The sequence below is a fragment of the Mycobacterium gallinarum genome, assembly GCF_010726765.1.
Classification (GTDB): domain Bacteria; phylum Actinomycetota; class Actinomycetes; order Mycobacteriales; family Mycobacteriaceae; genus Mycobacterium; species Mycobacterium gallinarum.
Genome location: NZ_AP022601.1, coordinates 196,715 through 218,539, shown reverse-complemented (window position 1 = coordinate 218,539; position 21,825 = coordinate 196,715). Strand labels below are relative to the sequence as shown.

The following is a 21,825-nucleotide window of genomic DNA, read 5'->3' as shown; positions in this document are numbered from 1 at the left end:
CGAGGATGCGCCACATGGTCCGCCAAGTCACAGCTCCGCGCCGCCGCAGCGAGAAGTCGCGCGTCGCGATCGTCACCGCAACGCGTGAGTTGCTGCTCGAGCGCGGCTTCGACGGGACGAGCATCGAGGCCGTGGCCGCCCGCGCCGGCGTCGGTAAGCAGACCATCTACCGTTGGTGGCCCACCCGTCCTGCCCTGGTAGCCGACGTTCTGCTCGCCGATGCGGACAAGATCATCGCCGCGGTGAAGCACACCGATGACCTCGTCGACGACCTGGTGCGGTGGGCGGGCAGGCTGGCCGCGACGTTGACCACCGAGCGCGGATCGGCGATGTTGCGCATCCTCACGGTGGCCTGCATGGAGCACGAGGACACGGCGATCAGGCTGCGCGCGGGATTCAGCGCACCGCTACTGGAGAGTGTTCGCATGCGACTGCTTGCAGGTGCCGTGGACGAGGCGACCGCCGCATCGGCGGCAGACGCGATCGTGGGGGCGGTTGTCTATCCGATTCTGTCCGAGGGGCGCGGGTACGGGCGAAAGCGGGCCGAGGCCACCACACGGCTGATCATCGCGGGGCTGGCGATCTAACAGTTCGTCCTCGCTTTGGTCACGAATGGAGCCCGAGGATCCTCTAATCGGGCCGGCGGTGATTGGATCGCCTGAGCGGCCTGCATTGACGAACGGCCCGGAGGTCACAATGGTGCCGCAGTTGATCTTTCTGTTGGTGGCGGTCGCCGCCACTGCTGCTGTATGCGGCCATACCGCATCGGCGATCGCGCGGCGCAAGAAGCAGAGAACGCGTCGGCACTTCACCGTCGGCTTCTTGTGCGGATTCACCGCGGGCGTGATCGTCCGTCGAAACTGGCGCGACATCGCCCACCTAGTCGGTCGCACAATCAGCTCGACGCCGCGTCGACTGGGCCGGCAGCCACAGCGCGTCCATCGACTGCCGTTGGCGTTGCCGCCCCTTCGGCGCTAGCCCGACCGATGAATAGACCGGCGCCGATCGCCGCGTGCGCCGGAGGCTCTAAGCTGAATTGTGGATGTTCACGCCCGGCACAACATCAATATCGTCGGCGCCCATGACGGTCCGACCATCTTGTTCGCGCACGGCTTCGGATGTGATCAAACGCTATGGCGCCACGTAGTCGACGAACTGAGGTCGGACTTCCGTTTGGTACTCATCGATCTCGTCGGCTCGGGATGCTCGGATCGGAGCGCCTGGGACGCGAACAAGTACTCCTCTCTGGCCGGATACGCCGCCGACATTCTGAGATCCTCGACGAGCTGGATCTGCGCGAGGTGGTATTCGTCGGCCATTCCGTGTCGGCGATGATCGGCGCCTTGGCCACGATCAGAGACCCCGGCCGATTCGCCAAACTCGTCCTGCTGACGCCCTCGCCGCGCTACCTCGATGATGACGATTACCGCGGCGGTTTCTCGGCTGCGGACATCGACGAACTCCTGGAGTCCCTGGAGCAGAACTATCTTGGGTGGTCTCAGGCCATGGCGCCGGTCATCATGGGCACCCCGGACCGCCCCGACCTGCAGGATGACCTTGCGGCAACCTTCTGCCGCACCGACCCGGAGTGTGCCCGCGTGTTCGCCCGCGCCACGTTCCTCTCGGACAATCGCGCCGATCTGCCGCTGATATCGCTACCCACACTGGTGATCGAATGCGCGCAGGACACCATCGCACCGCGCGAGGTGGGAGCGTACGTGCATGCCCACGTCCCCGGCAGTCACATCGTCACCTTGAACGCAACCGGGCACTGCCCGCATGTCAGCGCCCCGCTTGCCACCGCCGATGCGATTGCTGCTTTCGCCCGGTCGACATGACCGATCACTCCATCGAGGATTCTTGGCAACACGCTCCGAGCGGACAGATCATCGCCGACACCGACGGACGCATGATCCAAGTGAATGCCACGTTGATGAAGTGGCTCGGATACGAGCCTGATACGTTGCGCGGCAAGCTATTCACCGATCTCCTGACCGTCAGTGGACGCATCTTGTACGACACTCATTTCGGGCCACTGCTGAACATGGGCGGCGAACTCAACGGTGTGACGGTCGACATGGTGTCTGTTGACGGGGCACGGCTCCCGATGTTTCTCACCGCGAACGTGAAGAGTGATGCCTACCGGAAGCCGCAATTTCTTCGAATCAGCATCGTGGACGCATCCGATCGCCGTGCCTACGAAGCAGATCTCCTACAGGCCCGCCAGCAGGCCGAAAGAGAGCAGGGGCGAGGCAGGAAGTTCGCCGAAACGTTGCGACGCTCATTGCTTCCGCCGGTGTTGTCACCACCTGCCGGCCTGGAAGCCGCCGCGTACTACTTCACCGCTTCGGTCGACGAGGTGGGTGGCGATTTCTATGACCTCTTCCCGCTGTCGCGCACGACGTGGGGATTCTTCCTCGGCGATGTTTCGGGTAAGGGCGTCGAAGCCGCCGTGGTGACCAGTCTCACCCGGTATACATTGCGCGCCGCGGCCGTTTACGACGACGACCCGATGGAAGTCCTGCACAACCTCAACACCGTCCTGAGCCAGGAACTCGGTGGCGAACTCAGCCGGTTCTGCACCCTGATCTTCGGGAAACTGACCATGAGCGGCGAGGGCTTCGACGTCCACCTGGGCAGCGGCGGGCACCCGCCACCCCTACTGTTCGGCGCCGACGGCGGCGCCTACTACGTCGACACCATCGGCGGCCACGCCGTCGGCATCACATCCGAGCCGCACTTCGTCGCCAGCCGATTCGTCCTCGCACCCGGTGACACGCTCATGCTCTACACCGATGGGCTTACGGAAGCCCTCACCGGTGTCGGCCGCGAACGATACGACGACGAAGGTGCACTCCTGCGTTTCGCTAAAGCACACTCGCCGACATCCGCATCCCACATCGTCGAATCCGTGTCCGGCCTCCTCGAGGGTCTCGGTGCAGGCGTCGAGGACGACACAGCCGTGTTGGCGCTCGGCTTGCCGCCAAGGCGCTGAGCACCCGGAACTGACTCCTCACGTCGCCCGATCATGACGAAACGTTTCAGATGCCCCTCCCAGCGGTATCCCACCGCCAAGGCTCATCCGGGCCGTTGCAAATAAGCGAAGGAAGACGTCATGGGTGCAGGCGACAAAGCAAGCAACAAGATCGATAACGCGGGCGGCAAGGCCAAGGAGGCCCTCGGGAAGGTGACCGGCGACAGCAGCACCGAGAACGAGGGCAAGATCGATCAGGCCAAGTCGAACCTCAAGGACGCCGGCGAGAAGATCAAGGACGCGTTCAAGAACTAGCCGACTTCAAACCGTGGCTGGCCCGCCGTCCCTGATGGACGGCGGGCCATTCGCACGACGATTAGGCCGCAAGCAATCGCTGGAAGAACTCGCGATACCGCTGCAGGGCCAGACGTAGATCTTCGGTGGACGCCTGCTCCCCTTTCGCCCACTGCGCCTCGAGTCGTGAGCGGGCCTCGGAGAATCCCGCCGTCACCTGCTCGACAACCTCGGCCACAAGGGTGTCGGCCTTTTGCACGCACTTCGCAGGGTCGTCGACGAACACCGCCTGAATGTCGTCCCAGCGCGACCGCAATCCGGAAGTGTCTGCGTCAAAAAGCAACTCGTCAGAGGGCGGCTGAACTTCAGCACTCGGTGACACCGTCTCCGGTTGAGGTGACTCGACGGGTGTGCTTGACGCCTCTTCATGAGCGACCAATGGCTCGTCGGGTGGGGGCGATGCTTCGGTCGGCGCGTTGGATGCGCCAGTGTCATCCCACGCTTCTGGTGAAACATGTTGTGCTGGAACAGGTTCCCTACCAGGTTCCGAGAATTCGGGCTGAGCGGACCGCATGGGGGCACTTTCGTTCTGCTGGTCGTGAGTGGTCATGCCGTCGCCTCCTTTGGCGTGTCATTCTCGATTGCGCGTTCTGCTCCGAGCAACTCTTCGAAGAGCGCGCGATAGTGAACGAAGGCCTGACGCTGCGCTTCCGTGCCGATGTCGGCCTTCTCCTGCGCCAGATGCAGGGTGTGCGCGGCGCGATAATGTTCGACCGTGCCGGGGTGATCGACCGAGATATCCGAGGCGCGCTGGTCGAAATCGCTTATTGGATAACCGCGTTCGCGCATGACCTCGGTCACCAGGCGGTCTGCGTAGCCAACTGCGCTCGAGGGGTCGTCAACGAACGAGCGTTGAACCTCTACCCACTGCTCCGAATACCGACGGTGGGCCTCGGGAGTCAACGCGACGATGTCGAGATTCTTCCGTTTTCGTTCACGCGCAACTAGCTCGTTCTCGGCGGCGCGTCGATCTCCGGCATCCTCTACGGCATGCTCATACTCCGGACCGAAATGTTGCTTTAATCGCCTCGTTCTCCTCCGACCGGTCGCGGCCAAGACCACGGCGAGTAGCAAGGTCAGCGCGATGAGAACACCTGCTGCGATGAAGAACCAGCTCCAGACGGGCATCGTTCCACCTCCTGTGGGGCGGATACCCGGCCTTCGCCGACGGAAACGTCAATTTTTCGCGCGGTGGAGCCCTGCCCTGGCCTCAGCGCAATGTCGTGACGATGTGGATCTCCGAGGTCAGGGTCTGATGAATCGGGCAGCGTCCGGCGATCAGGAGCAATCGTTGCCGCTGGGCGTCATCGAGATCGCCGAACAACTCAATGCCGAGATCGATATGGTCGAGCATTCCGATGCGAGTTTCGCAGTCTGCACAGTCTTGCGCGTGAATACGCGAGTGCCGCAACGAGACTCGCACTTGGTCAAGCGGCCAGTCCTTGCGATTGGCATACATCCGCACTGTCATGGAAGTACAGGCGCCGAGCGCGCCGAGTAGCAGATCGTAGGGTGTCGGACCCGCATCCTCGCCGATCGGCCGCGGCTCGTCGGCAACCAGTTGGTGCTCCCCCACGCTGATCCGCTGGGTGAGGGTTTTCGGGTTCATCCCCTCCACGACGACGGTGGTCTCTGTCGACGCCGGATCCTCGGCCGTCTCGGGTGTTGTCATGCCCGACCTTATCGCCCAGCTCAGGGCCAGGCAGGACCATTCGCCGCCTTGTGAGACGCGCCTGCAACCCGGTGCGGCGCCAGGTCCAGAATGTGCGAATGCGATTCGGAAACTTCATGGCGCCGTTCCATCCCACTGGACAGAATCCGACGCTCGCTCTCGAGCGTGACCTCAAACTGATCCAAGCGATGGACGAGCTTGGATTCCACGAGGCGTGGATCGGCGAGCACCATTCCGCCGGGTTCGAGATCATCGCTTCACCGGAGGTGTTCATCGCCGTCGCCGCCGAGCGAACCAAGCACATCAAGCTCGGGACCGGCGTCAGCTCGCTGCCGTACCACAACCCCCTGATGCTCGCGGATCGCATGGTGCTGCTCGACCATCTCACCCGAGGCCGGGTCATGCTCGGCTGCGGGCCAGGCCAGCTCACCTCCGACGCGCATATGCTCGGCATTCCTGCCGATGTGCAGCGACCCCGTATGGAGCAGTGCCTCGACGCGATCATGCGATTGCTGCGCGGCGAGACCGTCACCATGGACACCGACGGCTTCACGCTCCAGGACGCCCGGCTGCAGCTGAAACCCTACAGCGACCCCTGCTTCGATGTCGCTGTCGCAGCGTCCTTCTCCCCCACCGGCCCACGCGGAGCGGGCAAGCACGGGATAGGCATGCTGTCGATAGCGGCGACCGCGAGACAAGGCATGAACATGCTCGCCCACCATTGGTCGACGTGGGAGGAGGTCGCCGCAGACCATGGCCATGTCGCCGACCGCTCCAAATGGCGACTCGTCGGCCCGATGCACCTCGCCGAGACTCGCGAGCAGGCAGAACGCGACGTCGAATACGGAATCGCCGAATTCTCGCGCTATTTCAGCCACATCCTCCCGGCCGGACCCGTACAGGGCGACACACCGGCGGAGATCATCGCCAACAATCGTGAGTCCGGCTTCGCAGTCATCGGGACACCCGAGGACGCGGTCGCCAAGATCGAGGAACTCGTCGAGGCGAGCGACGGCGGATTCGGCGCATTTCTGTTGTTCGATCACGACTGGGCGCCTCCCGCTGCCAAGCTCAAGAGCTATGACCTCTTCGCGCAATACGTGATCCCACATTTCACGGGCCAACTGAAGGGACCCTCCGCTTCGGCCGACTGGGTAGCCGCAAGCGGTACCGAGTTCGTCGACCGCGCGTCGCATGCGATCGGCAAGGCGATCGAGGACCACGCGGCCGAACGGGCGGCGCGTCCCGCCACCTAGATCAACGGCGTTGGCAGGCCAGGCTCAACGCCTTTGCTGTATCGCAACGGACCACACATTCGCCTGTCGACGGAATCGAACAGGTGTCCGCTTCCGGTGGACGGCGAATTTCCCTCCGCACTCTGACAGAGTGCCCTCATGCGGCTGGTCACAGGGCCTCAAGACGGGTTCGTTTCTTGGGATCGGTAGCCCTTCGGGCCGTCTTTACTCAGTGATGTAGGGGCGCCACGGACGTGGCGCCATGACTCGTAGGTAGAGCGGCACGAAAACGAAAGGAGCCAGCCGTGAACACACACATCACTATTCACACCGTCGCCCAGGCGACGCCGCGGGGAGCACGCGCGACTGGCCTCTACGCGCTGAAGCCATGGTTCACCGGTCGTTTGACATTCGCCGTCAACGCCGCCGTCGCTCGACAGGTGTCTCCGGACGTGTTCACCGCCGCCGGCGTCGTCGCGGCCGGCGCGGCTGGAGTCGCGGTCGCGTTCGGCTGCTGGCCGCTCGCGGCGGTGTTCATGGTGCTGCGGCTTGCCGGCGCCAACCTCGACGGTGCGGTCGCCCGAGCCCGCGGCGTCAGCCGGCCCTGGGGCTTCGTCGTCAACGAGATCGGTGACCGCACCGCGGATCTGTTGGCGTTCGCCGGCCTCGCGGTATGGGCCGCACAGCAGAGTGGTCCAGATATGAACTGGCAGTCCTGGCCGGTTCTCCTGGTCCTGGTGGCCGCGATCGCCGCGACACTCCCCACGTTCGCATCGCTGGCCGCGGCCGGGGCGGGCGCAACCCGACGCAACGGTGGCCCGCTCGGAAAGACCGAACGCTGCCTCGTCGTGGTGTTGGCGACCGCCTTTCCGGGCCTCATGCCTTTCTTGCTCGGGCAGCTGGTGACTGGTTCGCTCATCACGGCGGTGCTGCGCCTGCGGGCCGCGCACCGCGAACTGAAAGCGCAGCAGATCGAACCGATGGCCGACGTAGTACCGTTCGCTCGCTTGACGCGCGCCGAGGCGGCCTGACATGGCGATCGTTGAGTCGCTCATCGACCGGTACTTGTGGTTCGTTCACCTCGATCGGCGGATGCCGCTCAATCTCGACCTCGGCCCGCTGCACATCCATCTCTATTCCCGCGCCGTATTTTTCATGTGGGTGACGGCCGCGCTCCTGGCACTGGCCGGGATCGCGGTGCTCATCTCGCGCAAGCCCGAACTGGTCCAGAAATGGCGCACCTGGGTGCTGATCGCCCCCATCGTCGGCTTTCCCATGTGGATCGGCGAAGGCACCACCGCCGCGCTGGCCGCCGTACTGGCCGTCGTCGCCGTGATCGAGTATTCGCGGCTGACGCAACTGGCGAAAGCAGACACCTGCGTCCTGGTGGCACTGGCCGTGATGTATCCGCTGGCGGCCTGGCTGCGCCCGTCGCTACTGCACCTTGCGCCTGTCGTTCTGCTGCTGTGCGCGCTGCCGTCGGTGCTCGGTGGCGACGTCGACAACGGCGCCAGGCGCAGCGCTTTCACCGCGTTCGGCTCGGTTTGGATCTGCTGGTCGCTGTCTCACCTGGTGATGGTCTGGCCGGATTCGTTCCTCGTGTGCTTCGCCGTCGCGGCCACGGATGTCGCCGCGTGGTGCGGCGGAAAGGGCTTGCGCCGTATGGCCTGGGCACGCCGCCCACTGTCCCCGTTGAGCCCCAACAAGACGATCGGCGGTTTGGTCGGCGCCATCATCGGGGCGTTCATCATCCTCACGCTGCTGGGGACCATCTCGATCGGCTTGCTGATCGCTGTCTCTATCGGCGGTGTCTTCGGCGACCTCCTCGAGTCCATGTTGAAGCGGCAGGCGAAGGTCAAGGATGCCGGCGACTGGCTGCCGGGCTTCGGCGGTCTGCTCGATCGGATCGATTCGCTGTTGCTCGTCCTCCCGTTGGCGTACTTCCTAGGATGAGCGTTCTCATGATGTGTCCTCCAGCGCCCGCGATCACCATCCGCTCCGGCGGCTGGCAACGCACGTTCGCCGCGGGTCACGACGTCGTCGTCGGGCGGGATATCCACGCCGACGTTCGCATCCCGCACCCGGCAATCTCCCGCTCGCATGTGATCCTGCGCTACCTCGACGGTGGCTGGGTCGCGGTCGACGACAACAGCTTCAACGGAATGTTCGTCGCGGACCAACGCGTGCAGTCCGTCGAGATCGACGATCAGCGGACCATCCATCTCGGGGCGCCCGACGGGCCGCCCCTGACGTTCGAGCTCGGCACCGCGCCACCAGCGGACGACAGCCCCACTCAGTCAAGGGATTCCATCACAATCGGCCGCTCCGTCGACAACGACATCGTCGTGCCGGATGTGCTGGCGTCACTTCACCACGCCCAGTTGGTCACCACGGGCGTTGCCGTGCAGTTGCAGAACACCGATGGCAGAGGCACATTCGTCAACGGCGAGAAGGTCGCCGACGCCACACTGGGTGAGGACGACGTCGTGACGATCGGCAACGTCGACTTCGTCTACACGGGTGGTTCCCTGGTGCGTCGCACCCAGCCGGCCACGACAACAGGCGGACTCGAGGTCCGCGATGTGAGCTTCGCGGTCGGACGCGATGCCCTTCTGCTGGACCGGATTTCGCTGGATGCCCGCCCCGGCACGTTGACAGCGGTGATCGGTCCCTCGGGCTCGGGAAAGTCCACGCTCTCCCGGGTGATCGTCGGTGCCGCCCGCCCGAGCGGCGGCTCGGTGTCATTCGACAGTCGCGACCTGCACGACGGATACGCGTCACTGCGCAGTCGGATCGGCATGGTGCCCCAGGACGACGTCGTGCACGGGCGGCTCACCGTCGCGCAGGCGCTGGGATTCGCCGCGGAACTGCGGATGCCCGCTGACACGACCGAGGCCGATCGGCGGCGCGTGATCGCCCAGATTCTCGAGGAACTCGAGTTGAGCGCCCACGCCGCTTCCCGCATCGACAAACTGTCCGGCGGGCAACGCAAGCGGGTGTCGGTCGCCTTGGAGCTGCTCACCGGCCCGTCGCTCCTGGTGCTCGACGAGCCCACCACGGGCCTGGATCCGGCACTGGACCGGGCCGTGATGACGATGCTGCGCCGCCTCGCCGATGCGGGACGCGTGGTCGTAGTGGTCACGCATTCGTTGACGTTCCTCGAGGATTGTGACCAGGTGCTGCTGTTGGCGCCCGGCGGTAAGACCGCCTTCTGCGGTCCCCCCGCCGAGCTCGCATCGGCGATGGGAACCACCAATTGGGCTGACATCTTCACGATGGTGAGCGCGGATCCCGACGACGCTCAGCGACGGTTCATCGAACGCTCCGAGCCGACGGTCGAACATCCGGAGGAGGCACCGCCGGGTACGAACGACACCGCTTCACAACTGGAGGCAGGCGCCGCGGTGCAGGCACCGCAACCGGCACCTACCAGCAGGTGGCGCCAATTCGCCACGATCGCCCGCCGCCAAGTGCGGCTCCTGATCGCCGACCGCGGCTACCTGGCGTTCCTCGTGGTGTTGCCGTTCATCGTCGGCCTGCTGCCGCTGACCGTCACCGGCCATGCGGGCTTCGGACATCCGCCGTCAGATGGCTCCGCGCCGTTCGAGCCCAAACACGTCATCGCATTGATCAGCTTCGCCGCAATATTGATGGGAGCGACCCTCACCGTTCGCGACCTGGTCGGCGAGCGCGCCATCTTCCGCCGCGAGCAGTCGGCCGGGTTGTCGGCCTCGGCGTACCTGCTCGCCAAGATCGCCGTGTTCGGTGCGGTCGCCGTCATTCAGTCAGCCATCTTGGTTCTCGTCGTCACGGCACCCGGAATCGGCAAGCCCGGACCGTCGGATGCGGCCGCACTGGGCATCCCCATGCTTGAGCTGTTCGTCGCAGTCGCGGCGACGTGCGTGGTTGCGACGGTACTAGGGCTGGCGCTATCGGCCCTGGCGCGAACCAACGATCAGGTCATCATGCTGCTGGCGGCGGCGCTCGTGACGCAACTGGTGTTCGCGGGCGGCTTCATCCCGGTGACGGGGCGGCCGGCACTAGAGACCATCGCGTGGATCATGCCGGGACGATGGGGTTTCGCGGCCACTGCCTCGACAGCGGATCTGAGCAACCTAGTGGTCGGGATCGCGCAGGACTCACACTGGCAGCGCTCGGCGACGTCGTGGCTTTTCGACATGGTCATGCTGGGTGTCTTGACAGCCCTGTGCGCCGGTGTCGCACGGTGGAGGCTGCGCCTCCCGACCGGATGACGACTGATATACAGAACGGCGTAACCCAACGCCTAGGAGCGCCGCCGCAGCATGACCGCCGATGCAGGGACGTCACCGGCTCACCAATTGTTCGAACAGCCTCGGCCCGACGGCGACTTCCGGTTCTTTCAACTCGGACATGTTGTCGACGACGTACTCGCTGGAGCGTCCAGATGGGCAAGCGCGTTCGGCATCGGACCCTTCCACGTCCTGCCGGTGCTGGAGCAGCAAGCCACCTACGGAGACGAAATGCGCTCGCTCCAAATCCAAGTCGCCGTCGCACAAGCCGGACCCGTACAAATCGAACTGATCCAGCAGCACTGCGCTGGAACGGCGTCGACCCGGTCCGGATCATGACGCGTGACGGCTACCGCGTACCCGACAAGCCTGAGGTCCGGTGACGATGGTCGACACTGACTTGACAGGACCGCTGCGCGGCACGGGCACCCCGATGGAGAAATCAGTCCTCGGCGCTCTCGACAATCTCGAACACGCGCTGCACCTGGAACCTCAGGGCGACAACCGGTTTCGCGTCGGCAACGAGCCCGGTCGGTTCGGTCGGGTCTTCGGCGGCCAGCTCCTGGCACAGGCCGTGCTGGGCGCCGCCGAGACCGTCACCGACCACGTACCGCAGTCGCTGCACGCGTACTTCGTCCGATCCGGCGTGTCGGATGCCCCACTGGACGTTGCGGTCGACCGGGTGCGCGACGGACGGTCCATGGCGACCCGGCGGGTCGACGTGCTGCAGGGCGGGCGCAACGTCCTCACCGCGATCGCCTCGTTCCACACCAATACTGTCGAACCCGAACTCCCCCAGCTGCCTCTCGACTCACCGCCGCCCGAAGCTCTACCCCTACTGCAACACTGGGTTCAATACACGCCGACGGAGATGCGCGAGAACGCATCGACGTGGATCGATGTGCCACCGCCACTGGAGATGCGGATCGCGGAGCCACCGACCTTTCTGGGTGGTGCCCAGACAGCCGGCCCGCGATCGCATTGGATGCGGCTCCCGCGCGACATCGGCGACCGCCCCGCCGTTCACCACGCGATGCTGGCCTACGCGAGCGATTACCTCCTCGTCGACATGGCATTTCGTAACCATCCGCAGCGCCTGGGCTACGGATCTCTTGCGGCCCTGAGCCTGGACCATGCCATCTGGTTTCACCGTCCCGTGCGTTTCGACGAATGGCACCTCCACACGCAGGAAACGGTGTCGCTGAGCGGGCATCGGGCGATGGTCCGCGGAAGCATCCGCGATGCGTCCGGACGTATGGTCGCCAGCACGGCGCAGGAAGTGCTCGTCCGACCCCACGGGTGAAGCCGTCGTTGACTTCGGTCGTATCGCAGCGGAATGTGTAGAGGCCAATTAACGAAAGGTGATGATGACTAAAGCAGTGGGCCGGGTAGCCGGCAAGGTCGCGTTCATCACGGGCGCGGCGCGCGGTCAGGGCCGCGAGCACGCGATCCGACTGGCCGAGGAAGGTGCCGACATCATTGCCGTCGACGCCTGCACCGACATCGACGGCGCCCCTTACCCCTTGGCCACCGAAACCGACCTCGACGAAACAGCCGCGCTGGTCGAGAAGTTGGACCGCCGCATCGTCACCGCGAAGGCCGACGTCAGGAACGTCGAGGCGCTGGGAGTCGCGCTGCAGCAAGGGATCGACGAGCTTGGCCGGCCGGACATCGTCATCGCCAACGCGGGGATCAGCGGCAGCCCCGCGCCCGCCGCGATGATCGAGGAAGCCGCCTGGCAGACGATGCTCGACATCAACATCACCGGGGTCTGGCACACGATCAAGGTGGCGGTCCCGCACATGTCCGACGGCCGCGGCGGATCGATCATCCTGGTGAGTTCGATGCTGGGACTTCGCGGTGGCGGCTACATGGCTCACTACGCGTCGGCCAAGCACGCAGTCGTCGGGTTGATGAATTCGCTCGCCAACGAACTTGCCCCGCAATGGATTCGGGTGAACTCAATCCATCCTGGAAACGTTCGGACACCGATGATCGACAACGAGCAGTTCCATCGCACACTGCGGCCTGACCTCGCCGAGCCGACCATGGCCGACGCGGGCGAGATCATCGGAACTTTCCACATGCTGCCGGTGCCGTACTTCGAGGCACGTGCGGTCAGCAACGCGGTGCTGTTCCTGGCATCGGATGAGGCCAAGTACATCACCGGCGCGGCACTCCCGATCGACGCGGGAGCGACCGCGAAGTTCTGAGGCTCAGCGCGCCCCGCGCACCAGCCGACCCGGGCGTGCGCCGGTGTCCACGCTGTCGCGGCGGGTGACGACGCCATTGACGACGGTGGCGCTGTATCCGCTGGCGCCCTGAACCAGTCGCTGGCCACCGGCGGGCAGGTCGTACACCATTTTCGCCGGATGCAACGTCAGCGCGTTCATGTCGATGACGTTGATGTCGGCCTTCTTGCCCTTCTGGATGACGCCGCGATCGGTCAGTCCGAACAGCTGGGCGGTGTCGTGAGATTGCTTGCGCACCACGTACTCCAGTGACAGTTTGTCGCCCCGATGCCGGTCTCGCGCCCAATGCGTCAGCAGGAACGTGGGATACGACGCGTCGCAGATCATGCCGCAATGCGCGCCACCATCGGACAGGCCCATCACCCCCGCAGGGTGGGTCATCATTTCGCGAATCGCATCGCAGTTGCCGTGGGAGTAGTTGAACATCGGCAGCATCAGCATCGACGTCGCGTCGGACTCGAGCATCAGGTCGTACAGCGTGGCGAGCGGATCCTCGCCCCTTCCGGCCGCGATCTTCTCCACTGTGCGATCGTCGGTCGGCTCGTAGTCGGGCGGGTCGCCGATGTGATAGATGCGACCGAGCGAGTGTTGCACGAGGGCGAACATGCCGTCGAACAGCTTCGTCGGGTCAGGGGCCAAGTCGTCTTCGGCCAGGATGGCGGCCTTCACCGCGGGATCAGCGAGCCGTTGAGCCATCTCGGCGCGGCTGCATTCGGCTTTGAGCCGCCGGAACGTCGGACGATGGGTGAATGCGTGGTGCCCGGGGAAGCCGAACAGCATGCCGAATGGCCGAGCGGCGACCTGCGGAAACAGTCGACTGCCCGATTCGTAAGCCTCCGCGGAGATGTCCATCAGCTCACGCCATAGGTCAGGAGCGGCGTCGACCTGGATCATGGCGAACGACACCGGCCGGTCGATCTCGGCGCTGAGCCGTTTCATCCATTCGAGTTCTTTCTTGGGCGCGACGATGTCCTCGCCCGCGGCACCTTGGGGCGCGAGCTCGAAGACTGCCTGGCCGCCCGCGGCCATCGCACGGCCGAGACCGAACAGTTCGTCTTCCGCGGCGAAGCTCCCCGGGACCGGCTCACCGTCCATCGCGCGGTGACCCAGCGTCCTCGACGTCGAAAGGCCAAGTGCGCCGGCCTCGATCGCTTCTTGCACCAGCCGGGCCATCGCGTCGATGTCCTCAGGGGTAGCGGGCTCGTTCTTGGCGCCGCGCTCGCCCATCGCGTAGGCGCGTATCGCGCCATGGGCGACCTGACTTCCGACGTCGATCGCGAGTTCGTGTTTGCCGATCGTGTCGAGGTATTCGGGGTAGCTCTCCCAGCCCCAGGTCAGCCCCTCGGTGAGCGCGGTACCCGGAATGTCCTCGACGCCCTCCATCAGCTCGATCAGCCAGTCTTCGGAGCCTGGCCGGACGGGGGCGAACCCGACCCCGCAGTTCCCCATGACGACGGTCGTCACGCCGTGCCCGCTCGAGGGCTCGAGCGAGCTATCCCAACTCACCTGGCCGTCGTAATGCGTGTGGATGTCGACGAATCCCGGAGCGACGACCTTGCCCGTCGCGTCGATCGTCTCGGTCGCGTTGCCGTCCAGTGGCGCATCACCGGGACCACGGCGGTGAATCTCGATGATCCGACCGTCCTTGATGCCGACATCGGCCTGGAATCGGTCTCCGCCCGTGCCGTCTACTACGGTGCCGCCAGTGATCTTCAGGTCGAACACGATTTACTCCCTCAACGTCCGGGCTGCCGTTATGGTGGCCAATGTAACACCGTTACAGACGGCGGCAGCCAGAATCGGAGGGGAATCGTGACGCGAACCGCGCCGGCCGGCCGCACCGTCGGCAACCCGACCCAAACACTGGGCGAGGATGCCATCGGCACGCCCCCGCAGCGCCCCACCCTCGTCCCTGCCGAGCGCTATTACTCGGCCGATTTCGCCCGCCTCGAGGTGGAGCGGATGTGGCCCAAGGTGTGGCAGCTCGCCTGCACCGTCGACCACGTCGCCGAACCGGGCGACTATTTCGAGTACCGCTGCGGCCCCAACTCCGTCCTGATCGTGCATGGCGACGACGGCGAACTGCGTGCCTTTCAGAACGTGTGCCGGCATCGAGGCAATTCGTTGTGCGCCGGATCCGGGTCGGACCTCCGTGAATTGCGGTGCGGCTATCACGGGTGGACCTGGGATCTGACCGGTGCCCTGCGGCGCGTACCCAACCGCAAGGGCTTCGGCGCACTCCGTCTGTCCGACTTTCCGCTGCTGGGAGTCCGCGTCGACACGTGGGAACGGCTCGTCTTCGTCAGCCTCGACGCCGATGCGATCCCGTTGCGTGACTACCTCGAGGCGATGCCCGACGACATCGCGTGGAACCGGCTCGGCGACTTCCGGTGCTACGCCACCATGACCATCGAGGTCGATGCGAACTGGAAAACGATCGCCGACGGATTCAGCGAGACCTACCACATCCAGACATTGCATCCGGAACTGCACAGGTGCATGGACGACGTGTATGCGCCCCAAGTCATCTGGGGTCACACCGGCAAGTCCGAACAGCTCTACGGTGTGCCGAGCCCGGCCATCAAGGAGTCGGTGACCGACGCCGAGGTGTGGGACGCCTACGTCACCACGCAGGGCGCGCTCATGGGTGTCGAGGACGGCACGCCGTTCCCCCCTGATCAGCAAGGTCAGTCGGCGGCCGACGTAATCGCGGCGCGGACAAAGACTTTCGCCGACAGTCGCGGTGTCGACCTCAGTTGGGCGAGCACCGATCAAGTGATGCGGCTGCACCAGTACAACGTGTTCCCGAACATGTCGTTGTTGACCAACGCCGATCACCTGACGGTGCTGGTCGCACGCCCCGGACCGCATCCCGATCGCGGTGAACTGGTGATGATCGTGTGGATGCGGATGCCGCCGGACGCGCCGCGTATCAAGCCGACCGATGTGCGTATGACGGCAGCCGACGCCCACCCCGGTTTGGTGCTCACACAGGACATCGAGGTGTTGGCGGGCCTGCAACGCGGCCTTCACCAACCAGGGCTCACCCACGTGGTGCTGTCCAACGAGGAACGTCGCGTGATCAACATGCACCGCAACCTCGAACGCTATTTGAACCTGCCCGAAGCAGATCGCATCACCGGAGGTGAGACGGATGACGTCGCCACGTAGCAAGGGCGGCGCCTCCGTCACGGCCGATCAGATCCTCCAAACCGCCGCCCGGCTGATCGATGTCGACGGAGTGGAGGCGTTCAGCATGCGCCGGCTGGCCGAGCAGCTCGGTGTCGCGGTCACGTCCATCTACTGGCACATCGGCGGCAGGGACAAGCTCTTCGACAGCTTGGTCGAGGGGCTGCTCACACAGATGACGCATCTGCCGAGCGACGGCGACAACCCCGTCGACCGGATTGCGTCGATCGCGCGATCGCAACGCAGGCTGCTCATCGAGAAGCAACATCTGTTGGCCATCGCCCATGAACGCGACCGGACACCACAGCTGTTCCTGCCCATTCAGCAGCGGCTGGCGTCGGAGCTTTCCGAACTGGGCATCACCGGAACCGAAGCCGCGCTGTTGGTGCGCGTTGTCGAAGTGCACGTGATTTCCTCTGCGATCATGCAGTTTTCGGCGGTGCGCGGGGCCAAGCACGACGAAGAGGATCCGTCGCTGTGGGCGGACGCGTGGCCCGACCGGGCACTCGTCGAAGCGCTGCAATCCCCCACCGATTACGACGCAGTGTTCGAGTACGGACTCAACGCGTTGTTGGCGCCGCTCCGTGGGTGACCTGTCGGCCTCCACGGTCATCGCGACCGCAGAGGAGACCACTGATCTGCGCGACTTCGGGGGCGACGAGTGGCGCGAGGCGCTCGAGGTGCTCACTGACTCGCTGAACACCGAGGCCGGCCTCACGGAGTTCGGAGAGGTGGTCGCGCACGCCGACCTCGTCGGATCCCTCGCCCGGAGGCTGCAGATCGTCGACTACCGGCGGACCCACCCCGAGGTCGCCGAGGGGCGAATCGAGCGGCCCATTTTCATCGTCGGTCAGGTGCGCACTGGAACGACGATCCTCTTCGAGCTGCTCGCGCAGGACCCCGACGCCAGGGCTCCATTGACGTGGGAAGTCGACGCCCCTTGCCCGCCACCGGAAGCGGCGACACACGACGACGATCCGCGCATCGAGGACAGCCGTCAGATCCAGGAGATGATGACGTCGATCATCCCGGACCTCAAGGCCATGCATCCGATCGGCCCCCTGCTGGCGCAGGAGTGCGTCCGCATCACCGCGATGGATCTACGAAGCTTCATCTTCCCGACGATCTACTACGTCCCGACCTATGCCCGGTGGCTGCTCGAAACGGACATGGCGTCGGCCTACCAATGGCATCGCGGGTTCCTGCAGCACCTGCAGTCGACGATCCCGGTGAACCGCTGGGTACTCAAGTCGCCCGGGCACATCTGGGCCCTGGACGCGATGATGAAGCAGTACCCGGACGCGCGGCTGATCCAGACGCACCGCGATCCCCTACGGACCATCGCATCGGTGTCCTCGTTGGCGTGCACACTGCGGACGTTCGCCGCCGAGCAGACTCCCATCGAGGAGGTCGCCCGCGAGTGGGCCGAATACGTCATCGACGGCATCGACCGCTCGATCGACGCGCGGGAGTCCGGAATCGTCCCGGCGTCGCAGGTGGTCGATGTGCAGTACCAGGCGTTCGCGGCTGACCCGATCGCCACCGTCGCCGCGGCCTATGATCAACTCGGCCTTGCCTTTACAGCCGAAGCCGAATCCAGGATGCGTAGGTTCCTCGACACCCAACCCGCGCACGAACACGGAGGACACCACTACACGTTCGCTCAAACAGGTTTGGACGAGAGGGAACTGCGCGAGCGGACTTCTCGGTACCAAGATTTCTTCGGTGTCCCCAACGAGCCTCTAGGGTGAGCGCGATGGAACCAGCACTACAGGAAATGCTCGATGAGCATGCGCTAACCAAGCTCGTCCACGCCTATTGCCGCGCCGTGGACCGAGGTGATATCGATGCGCTTCGGGACCTCTATCATCACGACGCCGTCGACGCTCACGGTGCGTTCTCGACGGGTTCGGTCGAGGGGTTTTTCGAGCAGCTGACCGCCTCGCGTCCCTATCTACGGGCGATGCAGCACCACATCACGACGGTCAACTTCGCAGTCGAGGGAAACTCAGCCGAAGGCGAGATCTACAACATCGCGGTCCACACGCTGGCGGGCAAGGGCCGCGACATCGATCTGGTGATCGGCGGGCGCTATCTGGACAAGTACGAGAAGCGTGATGGCACTTGGAAACTACTCGAGCGGACGATCGTCACGGACTGGGCGCGCGTGAGCGATCCGTCCGCGATGGACATGAGCCACCCGATCACCAAGGACACGCTCAAGGGCGCCCTCGACGAGGCGGACCCCTCCTATCAGTTCTTCTCGTTGCTGGTAGGCCCCCAATCAGGATAGGACGGCAGCTAGTGTGCACACAGATCGCAAATCGAGCCGATTTCAGGCTATTTCGCGATCTGACCGCACACTAGACGGCCACGCCCGCACCATCAGCTGCGTTTCGCTGACGCGACAGGGTCGTCGTCCTCCCACAGCAGCAGCTGACGAACCGCCGGGCGAGATCCGTACGGTTGCAGCATGGTGCTGGCCGGTCGCGGACGCACTCGCAGCGGCCACCAGAACCACCGTCCGAGAAGCACGGCGATGGACGGCGTCATGAACGACCGCACGATCAAGGTGTCGAACAACAGACCGAGGGCGATGGTTGTCCCCAGCTGCCCCAGCACAAGTAAATCGCTGTACACAAAGGACGCCATCGTGAAGGCGAACACCAGCCCGGCCGCGGTGACAACACCACCGGTACCCGCCATGGCCCGGATGATGCCGGTGTTCAATCCGGCGCCGATCTCTTCCTTGAAGCGAGATATCAACAGCAAGTTGTAGTCCGAACCCACGGCCAGCAACAGGATGACCGCAAGCGGAATGATGACCCAATACAACTGCAGGCCCAGGATGTGCTGCCACACCAATATCGACAGGCCTAGTGAGGCTCCGAGTGATAGCGCCACAGTGCCGACGATGACGATCGCGGCCACCAGGCTTCGGGTGATGAACATCATGATGAGAAGAATGAGGCACAGCGAGGAAATGATGACGATCATCAGGTCGTACTTGGCGCCTTCCTGGATGTCCTTGTATGTCGCTGCCGTGCCGCCGATATAGATGTGGGAGCCTGCCAAGGGCGTGCCCTTGACGGCCTCCTCTGCCGAGTGCCTGATCGCATCGATATGCGAAATACCCTGCGGTGTCGCTGGATCGGTGGCGTGGGTGATGATCATCCGTGCGGCTTTTCCGTCAGGCGAGAGGAAAAGTTTCAGACCGCGCTGGAACTCGGCATTCTGGAATACCTCCGGCGGAACGTAAAACGAGTCGTCGGTTTTCGATGCGTCGAACGCTGCTCCCATAGCCGTCGAATTCTCGAGGGCCGCCGCATTCTGGTCGTAGATTCCCGACAGCGTGGCGTAGTTGGTCATGACCAGATCACGATTGATCTGCTGACTGGCCAGCTGGGGCGGGATCAGCTCAAGCAACTTTGGCTGAATCGAATCCAGCTTGTCCAGGCTCGCGGTGACATTGGCCAGCTGGTCGGTGAGCGCGTTGATGCCGTCGAGCGCATCGAAGAGCGATCGCAACGCAGCGCACATCGGGATGTCGAAACAGTGCGGCTCCCAATAGAAGTAGTTGCGCAGGGGCCGGAACTGGTCATCGAAGTTGGCGATCTTGTCCCGCAGGTCCTTCGCCACCTCGACGGTTTCGTGGAACGCCGCGACCTGTTCGTGCGTCGCATCGTTGGCCTGCTGCTGCAGCGTGGCCTGCTGTCGCAGGATGCCGATGGTCTTGTCGATTTCGTCCACCTGCTTGAGCAGGTCGTTGGCCCGGGCCTGCTGATAGCCGAGGTTCTGGATCTGGCCGGCGCTCTGCGCGCTGATCTGGAATGGAATCGACGTGTGGTCCAGCGGAGTGCCCAGCGGGCGCGTAATCGATTGCACCTGAGCGATACCCGTCGTGTGGAACACGGCCTTGGCCACGCGCTCCAAAAGAATCATGTCGGTGGGATTGCGCAGGTCATGATCGGCCTCGATCATCAAGAGTTCGGGGTTGAGCCTGGCCTTTGAGAAATGGCGCTCAGCAGCGGCATACCCGATATTGGAGGGTGCGCGGTCGGGCAGGTAGACGCCGGTGTCGTAGCTGGTCTTGTAACCGGGCAGCGCCAGCAGGCCCACGGCGGCCACCGCCATCGTCGCGACCAAGATCGGTCCGGGCCATCGAACGATCGCTGTGCCGATCCGACGCCATCCTCTGGTACGCGCTTTCCGTTTCGGGTCCAGCAGTCCGAAGCGGGCGCCGATGACCATTACCGCGGGCGCCAGCGTGAGCGCCGCCGCCAAGGCCACGAAGACGCCGATCGCGGCGGGTACGCCGAGACTCTCGAAATACGGCAGTCGGGTGAAGCTCAGGCATAGGACTGCGCCTGCGACGGTCAGACCCGACCCCAAAATCACATGGGCCGTGCCCCGATACATGTTGTAGTACGAAGTTTCCCGGTCAATTCCGTTGCTGCGATCTTCGTGGTAGCGGCCCAACAGGAAGATCGCGTAATCCGTGCCAGCCGCGATGACCAGCAGGGTGAGGAGATTGGTCGAGTATGTCGAGAGTCCGATGACTCCGGAGTTGCCGAGGAAGGCCACGATGCCACGGGCTGCAGACATTTCGATAAGGACGGTGATCAGCACCAACAGCATGGTGACGATCGAGCGATAGACCAACAGCAGCATCACCGCGATCACCACCACCGTCAGCACGGTGACCTTCGTGGTGCCTTCGTTGCCCACTTCGAACTGATCGGTGACTTGAGGCGCCGGGCCCGCGACATAGGCCTTGATGCCGGGCGGCGCGGGCGTGTTGTTCACGATGTCGCGGATCGCGTCAACGGACTCGATGGACTCAGGTTCGCCCAGGTTGCCGGTGAGGAACACCTGAACATAAGCAGCCTTGCCGTCGGAGCTCTGAGATCCCGCCGCCGTCAACGGGTCTCCCCAGAAGTCCTGGACGTGCTGGACGTGCTTGTGATCCTGCTCGAAACGGTCGATCAGGGTGTCGTAGTACCGATGTGCGTCAGCTCCGAGCGGCTGATCGCCCTCCAGCACGACCATGGCCGCACCGTCGGAATCGAATTCTTGAAAAACGGCGCCAATCTTCTTGAACGCCTGTTGCGATGGTGAATCGGGTGAGCTCATTGCCACGTTGTGCGCTTCGCCGACGACCTCCAGCTGAGGGATGAGGGCATTGGTGAGCCCGGCGACAACCAGCCAGAACAGCACGATCGGAACCGAAAGCACGCGAATCGCCTTCGCGATGCGGTCCGTCAGCGGCGTGCGCGATTCTTGATGGGTGGTCATCCCGACTTATCCAGGCAGAAGGTGTAGGCGTTCATCGTGTTGACCTGCCTCTCGTCCTTGACCACGTCGTCGATGACGATGCGGCAGCCGAGGGAATCGCTGTTGCCCTGCGCCATGACGTTGACAAGCACTGCCGTCTGCGTCGTCGTGATGTCGTACCTCCACGGCAGGGTCACGTTTTCGGCGCGCTGGGGCTGGGCGTCGACGTCCAGATAGTTGATCGTCGCGACGGTGCCCGGCGGCCCGAAAACCTCGAGGACGACGTGCTTGGGATTGAACGGGATGATTTCATCTGAAAGGGCTTCGGCCGTCCCGGTGTCGTGGTCTGAGCCGAAGATGCCATGAAGACGGAATACGGCGTAGCCGGCCACAGCCACCACCACGATGGCGACGATGAACATCCAGCCGCGACCAAGAAGGCGACTCATCGAAAACCCCTGCACCCGCCAGCCTTTCGATCCCGCGACACGAGGCGTCGACTGACCCTATCCCAGTCCAGCGACATATCAACCTCGTTGACAGTACGGTACGGTACCGGACATCACAAGCCGTACAGGTGCGCCGACTCCGTGGTTCACGGCGG

Annotated in this window: 21 protein-coding genes and 1 pseudogene; 16 read left to right on the top strand and 6 right to left on the bottom strand. The window is 64.2% G+C overall.

The window, feature by feature from the left end; translation table 11 throughout:
- The first annotated feature begins 14 nt into the window (after nt 1-14).
- The 5 genes and pseudogenes from G6N42_RS01025 (at nt 15) to G6N42_RS01005 (ending at nt 3,289) form a co-directional block, all read left to right on the top strand.
- Nucleotides 15-587, top strand: coding sequence for a TetR/AcrR family transcriptional regulator (locus tag G6N42_RS01025; protein ID WP_163724874.1), 573 nt, complete (start codon nt 15-17; stop codon nt 585-587).
- 112 nt (nt 588-699) lie between these two features.
- The gene (locus G6N42_RS01020; RefSeq protein WP_163724871.1) at nt 700-978 is read left to right on the top strand and encodes a hypothetical protein; all 279 of its coding nucleotides are present in this window, start codon (nt 700-702) and stop codon (nt 976-978) included.
- Between the two features lie 60 nt (nt 979-1,038).
- Nucleotides 1,039-1,838 (top strand): annotated as a pseudogene (locus G6N42_RS01015) (alpha/beta fold hydrolase).
- A complete protein-coding gene (locus G6N42_RS01010; protein WP_163724868.1) occupies nt 1,835-2,995 on the top strand; it encodes a PP2C family protein-serine/threonine phosphatase in 1,161 nt (386 codons plus the stop codon). Before G6N42_RS01015 ends, G6N42_RS01010 begins: the two are co-directional and overlap by 4 nt.
- Before the next feature lie 120 nt (nt 2,996-3,115).
- Nucleotides 3,116-3,289 (top strand): CsbD family protein, encoded by a 174-nt coding sequence (locus G6N42_RS01005; RefSeq protein ID WP_163724865.1) that lies wholly within the window; start codon nt 3,116-3,118, stop codon nt 3,287-3,289.
- Nucleotides 3,290-3,350: 61 nt separating this feature from the next.
- On the opposite strand, the gene G6N42_RS31665 is transcribed toward G6N42_RS01005, so the two are convergent.
- From G6N42_RS31665 to G6N42_RS00990, 3 genes are all read right to left on the bottom strand, one after another.
- A complete protein-coding gene (locus tag G6N42_RS31665; protein ID WP_434059556.1) occupies nt 3,351-3,584 on the bottom strand; it encodes a hypothetical protein in 234 nt (77 codons plus the stop codon).
- A 290-nt stretch (nt 3,585-3,874) separates the two neighbouring features.
- Complete coding sequence (locus G6N42_RS00995) at nt 3,875-4,456, bottom strand: hypothetical protein (protein ID WP_163724859.1); 582 nt, start codon at nt 4,454-4,456, stop codon at nt 3,875-3,877.
- A gap of 82 nt (nt 4,457-4,538) precedes the next feature.
- Complete coding sequence (locus G6N42_RS00990; RefSeq protein ID WP_163724856.1) at nt 4,539-5,000, bottom strand: OsmC family protein; 462 nt, start codon at nt 4,998-5,000, stop codon at nt 4,539-4,541.
- Between the two features lie 98 nt (nt 5,001-5,098).
- Here G6N42_RS00990 and G6N42_RS00985 point away from each other — a divergent pair, with 98 nt between their 5' ends.
- The 7 genes from G6N42_RS00985 (at nt 5,099) to G6N42_RS00955 (ending at nt 12,719) form a co-directional block, all read left to right on the top strand.
- Nucleotides 5,099-6,256 (top strand): LLM class flavin-dependent oxidoreductase, encoded by a 1,158-nt coding sequence (locus tag G6N42_RS00985; RefSeq protein ID WP_163724853.1) that lies wholly within the window; start codon nt 5,099-5,101, stop codon nt 6,254-6,256.
- A gap of 284 nt (nt 6,257-6,540) precedes the next feature.
- Complete coding sequence (locus tag G6N42_RS00980) at nt 6,541-7,266, top strand: CDP-alcohol phosphatidyltransferase family protein (RefSeq protein ID WP_163724850.1); 726 nt, start codon at nt 6,541-6,543, stop codon at nt 7,264-7,266.
- Nucleotide 7,267: 1 nt separating this feature from the next.
- Nucleotides 7,268-8,188, top strand: coding sequence for a phosphatidate cytidylyltransferase (locus G6N42_RS00975; protein WP_163724848.1), 921 nt, complete (start codon nt 7,268-7,270; stop codon nt 8,186-8,188).
- 8 nt (nt 8,189-8,196) lie between these two features.
- Nucleotides 8,197-10,488 (top strand): ATP-binding cassette domain-containing protein, encoded by a 2,292-nt coding sequence (locus tag G6N42_RS00970; RefSeq protein WP_163724846.1) that lies wholly within the window; start codon nt 8,197-8,199, stop codon nt 10,486-10,488.
- Between the two features lie 51 nt (nt 10,489-10,539).
- Nucleotides 10,540-10,845, top strand: a complete 306-nt coding sequence (locus G6N42_RS00965; RefSeq protein WP_163724843.1) for a VOC family protein — start codon at nt 10,540-10,542, stop codon at nt 10,843-10,845.
- Nucleotides 10,846-10,891: 46 nt separating this feature from the next.
- A complete protein-coding gene (locus G6N42_RS00960) occupies nt 10,892-11,809 on the top strand; it encodes an acyl-CoA thioesterase (RefSeq protein ID WP_163724840.1) in 918 nt (305 codons plus the stop codon).
- A 64-nt stretch (nt 11,810-11,873) separates the two neighbouring features.
- The gene (locus G6N42_RS00955) at nt 11,874-12,719 is read left to right on the top strand and encodes a mycofactocin-coupled SDR family oxidoreductase (RefSeq protein WP_163724837.1); all 846 of its coding nucleotides are present in this window, start codon (nt 11,874-11,876) and stop codon (nt 12,717-12,719) included.
- 3 nt (nt 12,720-12,722) lie between these two features.
- Here G6N42_RS00955 and G6N42_RS00950 read toward each other — a convergent pair whose 3' ends face one another.
- Complete coding sequence (locus G6N42_RS00950) at nt 12,723-14,483, bottom strand: N-acyl-D-amino-acid deacylase family protein (protein WP_163724833.1); 1,761 nt, start codon at nt 14,481-14,483, stop codon at nt 12,723-12,725.
- An 87-nt stretch (nt 14,484-14,570) separates the two neighbouring features.
- Here G6N42_RS00950 and G6N42_RS00945 point away from each other — a divergent pair, with 87 nt between their 5' ends.
- From G6N42_RS00945 to G6N42_RS00930, 4 genes are read left to right on the top strand one after another with little or no spacing between them, the layout of a single operon-like run.
- Nucleotides 14,571-15,929, top strand: coding sequence for an aromatic ring-hydroxylating oxygenase subunit alpha (locus tag G6N42_RS00945; RefSeq protein ID WP_163724829.1), 1,359 nt, complete (start codon nt 14,571-14,573; stop codon nt 15,927-15,929).
- Nucleotides 15,913-16,539 carry a TetR/AcrR family transcriptional regulator gene (locus tag G6N42_RS00940; RefSeq protein ID WP_163724827.1) on the top strand — a complete coding sequence of 209 codons (627 nt, stop codon included), beginning with the start codon at nt 15,913-15,915 and terminating at the stop codon, nt 16,537-16,539. Before G6N42_RS00945 ends, G6N42_RS00940 begins: the two co-directional genes overlap by 17 nt.
- Nucleotides 16,532-17,698 carry a sulfotransferase family protein gene (locus G6N42_RS00935; protein ID WP_163724823.1) on the top strand — a complete coding sequence of 389 codons (1,167 nt, stop codon included), beginning with the start codon at nt 16,532-16,534 and terminating at the stop codon, nt 17,696-17,698. The genes G6N42_RS00940 and G6N42_RS00935 overlap by 8 nt, the downstream gene beginning before the upstream one ends.
- 5 nt (nt 17,699-17,703) lie before the next feature.
- Complete coding sequence (locus G6N42_RS00930; RefSeq protein ID WP_163724820.1) at nt 17,704-18,240, top strand: nuclear transport factor 2 family protein; 537 nt, start codon at nt 17,704-17,706, stop codon at nt 18,238-18,240.
- 92 nt (nt 18,241-18,332) lie between these two features.
- Here G6N42_RS00930 and G6N42_RS00925 read toward each other — a convergent pair whose 3' ends face one another.
- A complete protein-coding gene (locus G6N42_RS00925) occupies nt 18,333-21,242 on the bottom strand; it encodes an MMPL/RND family transporter (RefSeq protein WP_197905514.1) in 2,910 nt (969 codons plus the stop codon).
- On the bottom strand, nt 21,239-21,670 hold the full coding sequence (locus G6N42_RS00920; protein ID WP_197905513.1) for an MmpS family transport accessory protein: 432 nt from the start codon (nt 21,668-21,670) through the stop codon (nt 21,239-21,241). Before G6N42_RS00920 ends, G6N42_RS00925 begins: the two co-directional genes overlap by 4 nt.
- Nucleotides 21,671-21,825 lie beyond the last annotated feature (155 nt).

Coding starts and splice junctions, on each gene's coding strand:
- G6N42_RS01025 (WP_163724874.1), top strand. CDS start 15: ATGGTCCGCCAAGTCACAGCTCCGCGCCGCCGCAGCGAGAAGTCGCGC.
- G6N42_RS01010 (WP_163724868.1), top strand. CDS start 1,835: ATGACCGATCACTCCATCGAGGATTCTTGGCAACACGCTCCGAGCGGA.
- G6N42_RS01005 (WP_163724865.1), top strand. CDS start 3,116: ATGGGTGCAGGCGACAAAGCAAGCAACAAGATCGATAACGCGGGCGGC.
- G6N42_RS00995 (WP_163724859.1), bottom strand. CDS start 4,456: ATGCCCGTCTGGAGCTGGTTCTTCATCGCAGCAGGTGTTCTCATCGCG.
- G6N42_RS00990 (WP_163724856.1), bottom strand. CDS start 5,000: ATGACAACACCCGAGACGGCCGAGGATCCGGCGTCGACAGAGACCACC.
- G6N42_RS00985 (WP_163724853.1), top strand. CDS start 5,099: ATGCGATTCGGAAACTTCATGGCGCCGTTCCATCCCACTGGACAGAAT.
- G6N42_RS00975 (WP_163724848.1), top strand. CDS start 7,268: ATGGCGATCGTTGAGTCGCTCATCGACCGGTACTTGTGGTTCGTTCAC.
- G6N42_RS00970 (WP_163724846.1), top strand. CDS start 8,197: ATGATGTGTCCTCCAGCGCCCGCGATCACCATCCGCTCCGGCGGCTGG.
- G6N42_RS00965 (WP_163724843.1), top strand. CDS start 10,540: ATGACCGCCGATGCAGGGACGTCACCGGCTCACCAATTGTTCGAACAG.
- G6N42_RS00960 (WP_163724840.1), top strand. CDS start 10,892: ATGGTCGACACTGACTTGACAGGACCGCTGCGCGGCACGGGCACCCCG.
- G6N42_RS00955 (WP_163724837.1), top strand. CDS start 11,874: ATGACTAAAGCAGTGGGCCGGGTAGCCGGCAAGGTCGCGTTCATCACG.
- G6N42_RS00940 (WP_163724827.1), top strand. CDS start 15,913: ATGACGTCGCCACGTAGCAAGGGCGGCGCCTCCGTCACGGCCGATCAG.
- G6N42_RS00930 (WP_163724820.1), top strand. CDS start 17,704: ATGGAACCAGCACTACAGGAAATGCTCGATGAGCATGCGCTAACCAAG.
- G6N42_RS00925 (WP_197905514.1), bottom strand. CDS start 21,242: ATGACCACCCATCAAGAATCGCGCACGCCGCTGACGGACCGCATCGCG.
- G6N42_RS00920 (WP_197905513.1), bottom strand. CDS start 21,670: ATGAGTCGCCTTCTTGGTCGCGGCTGGATGTTCATCGTCGCCATCGTG.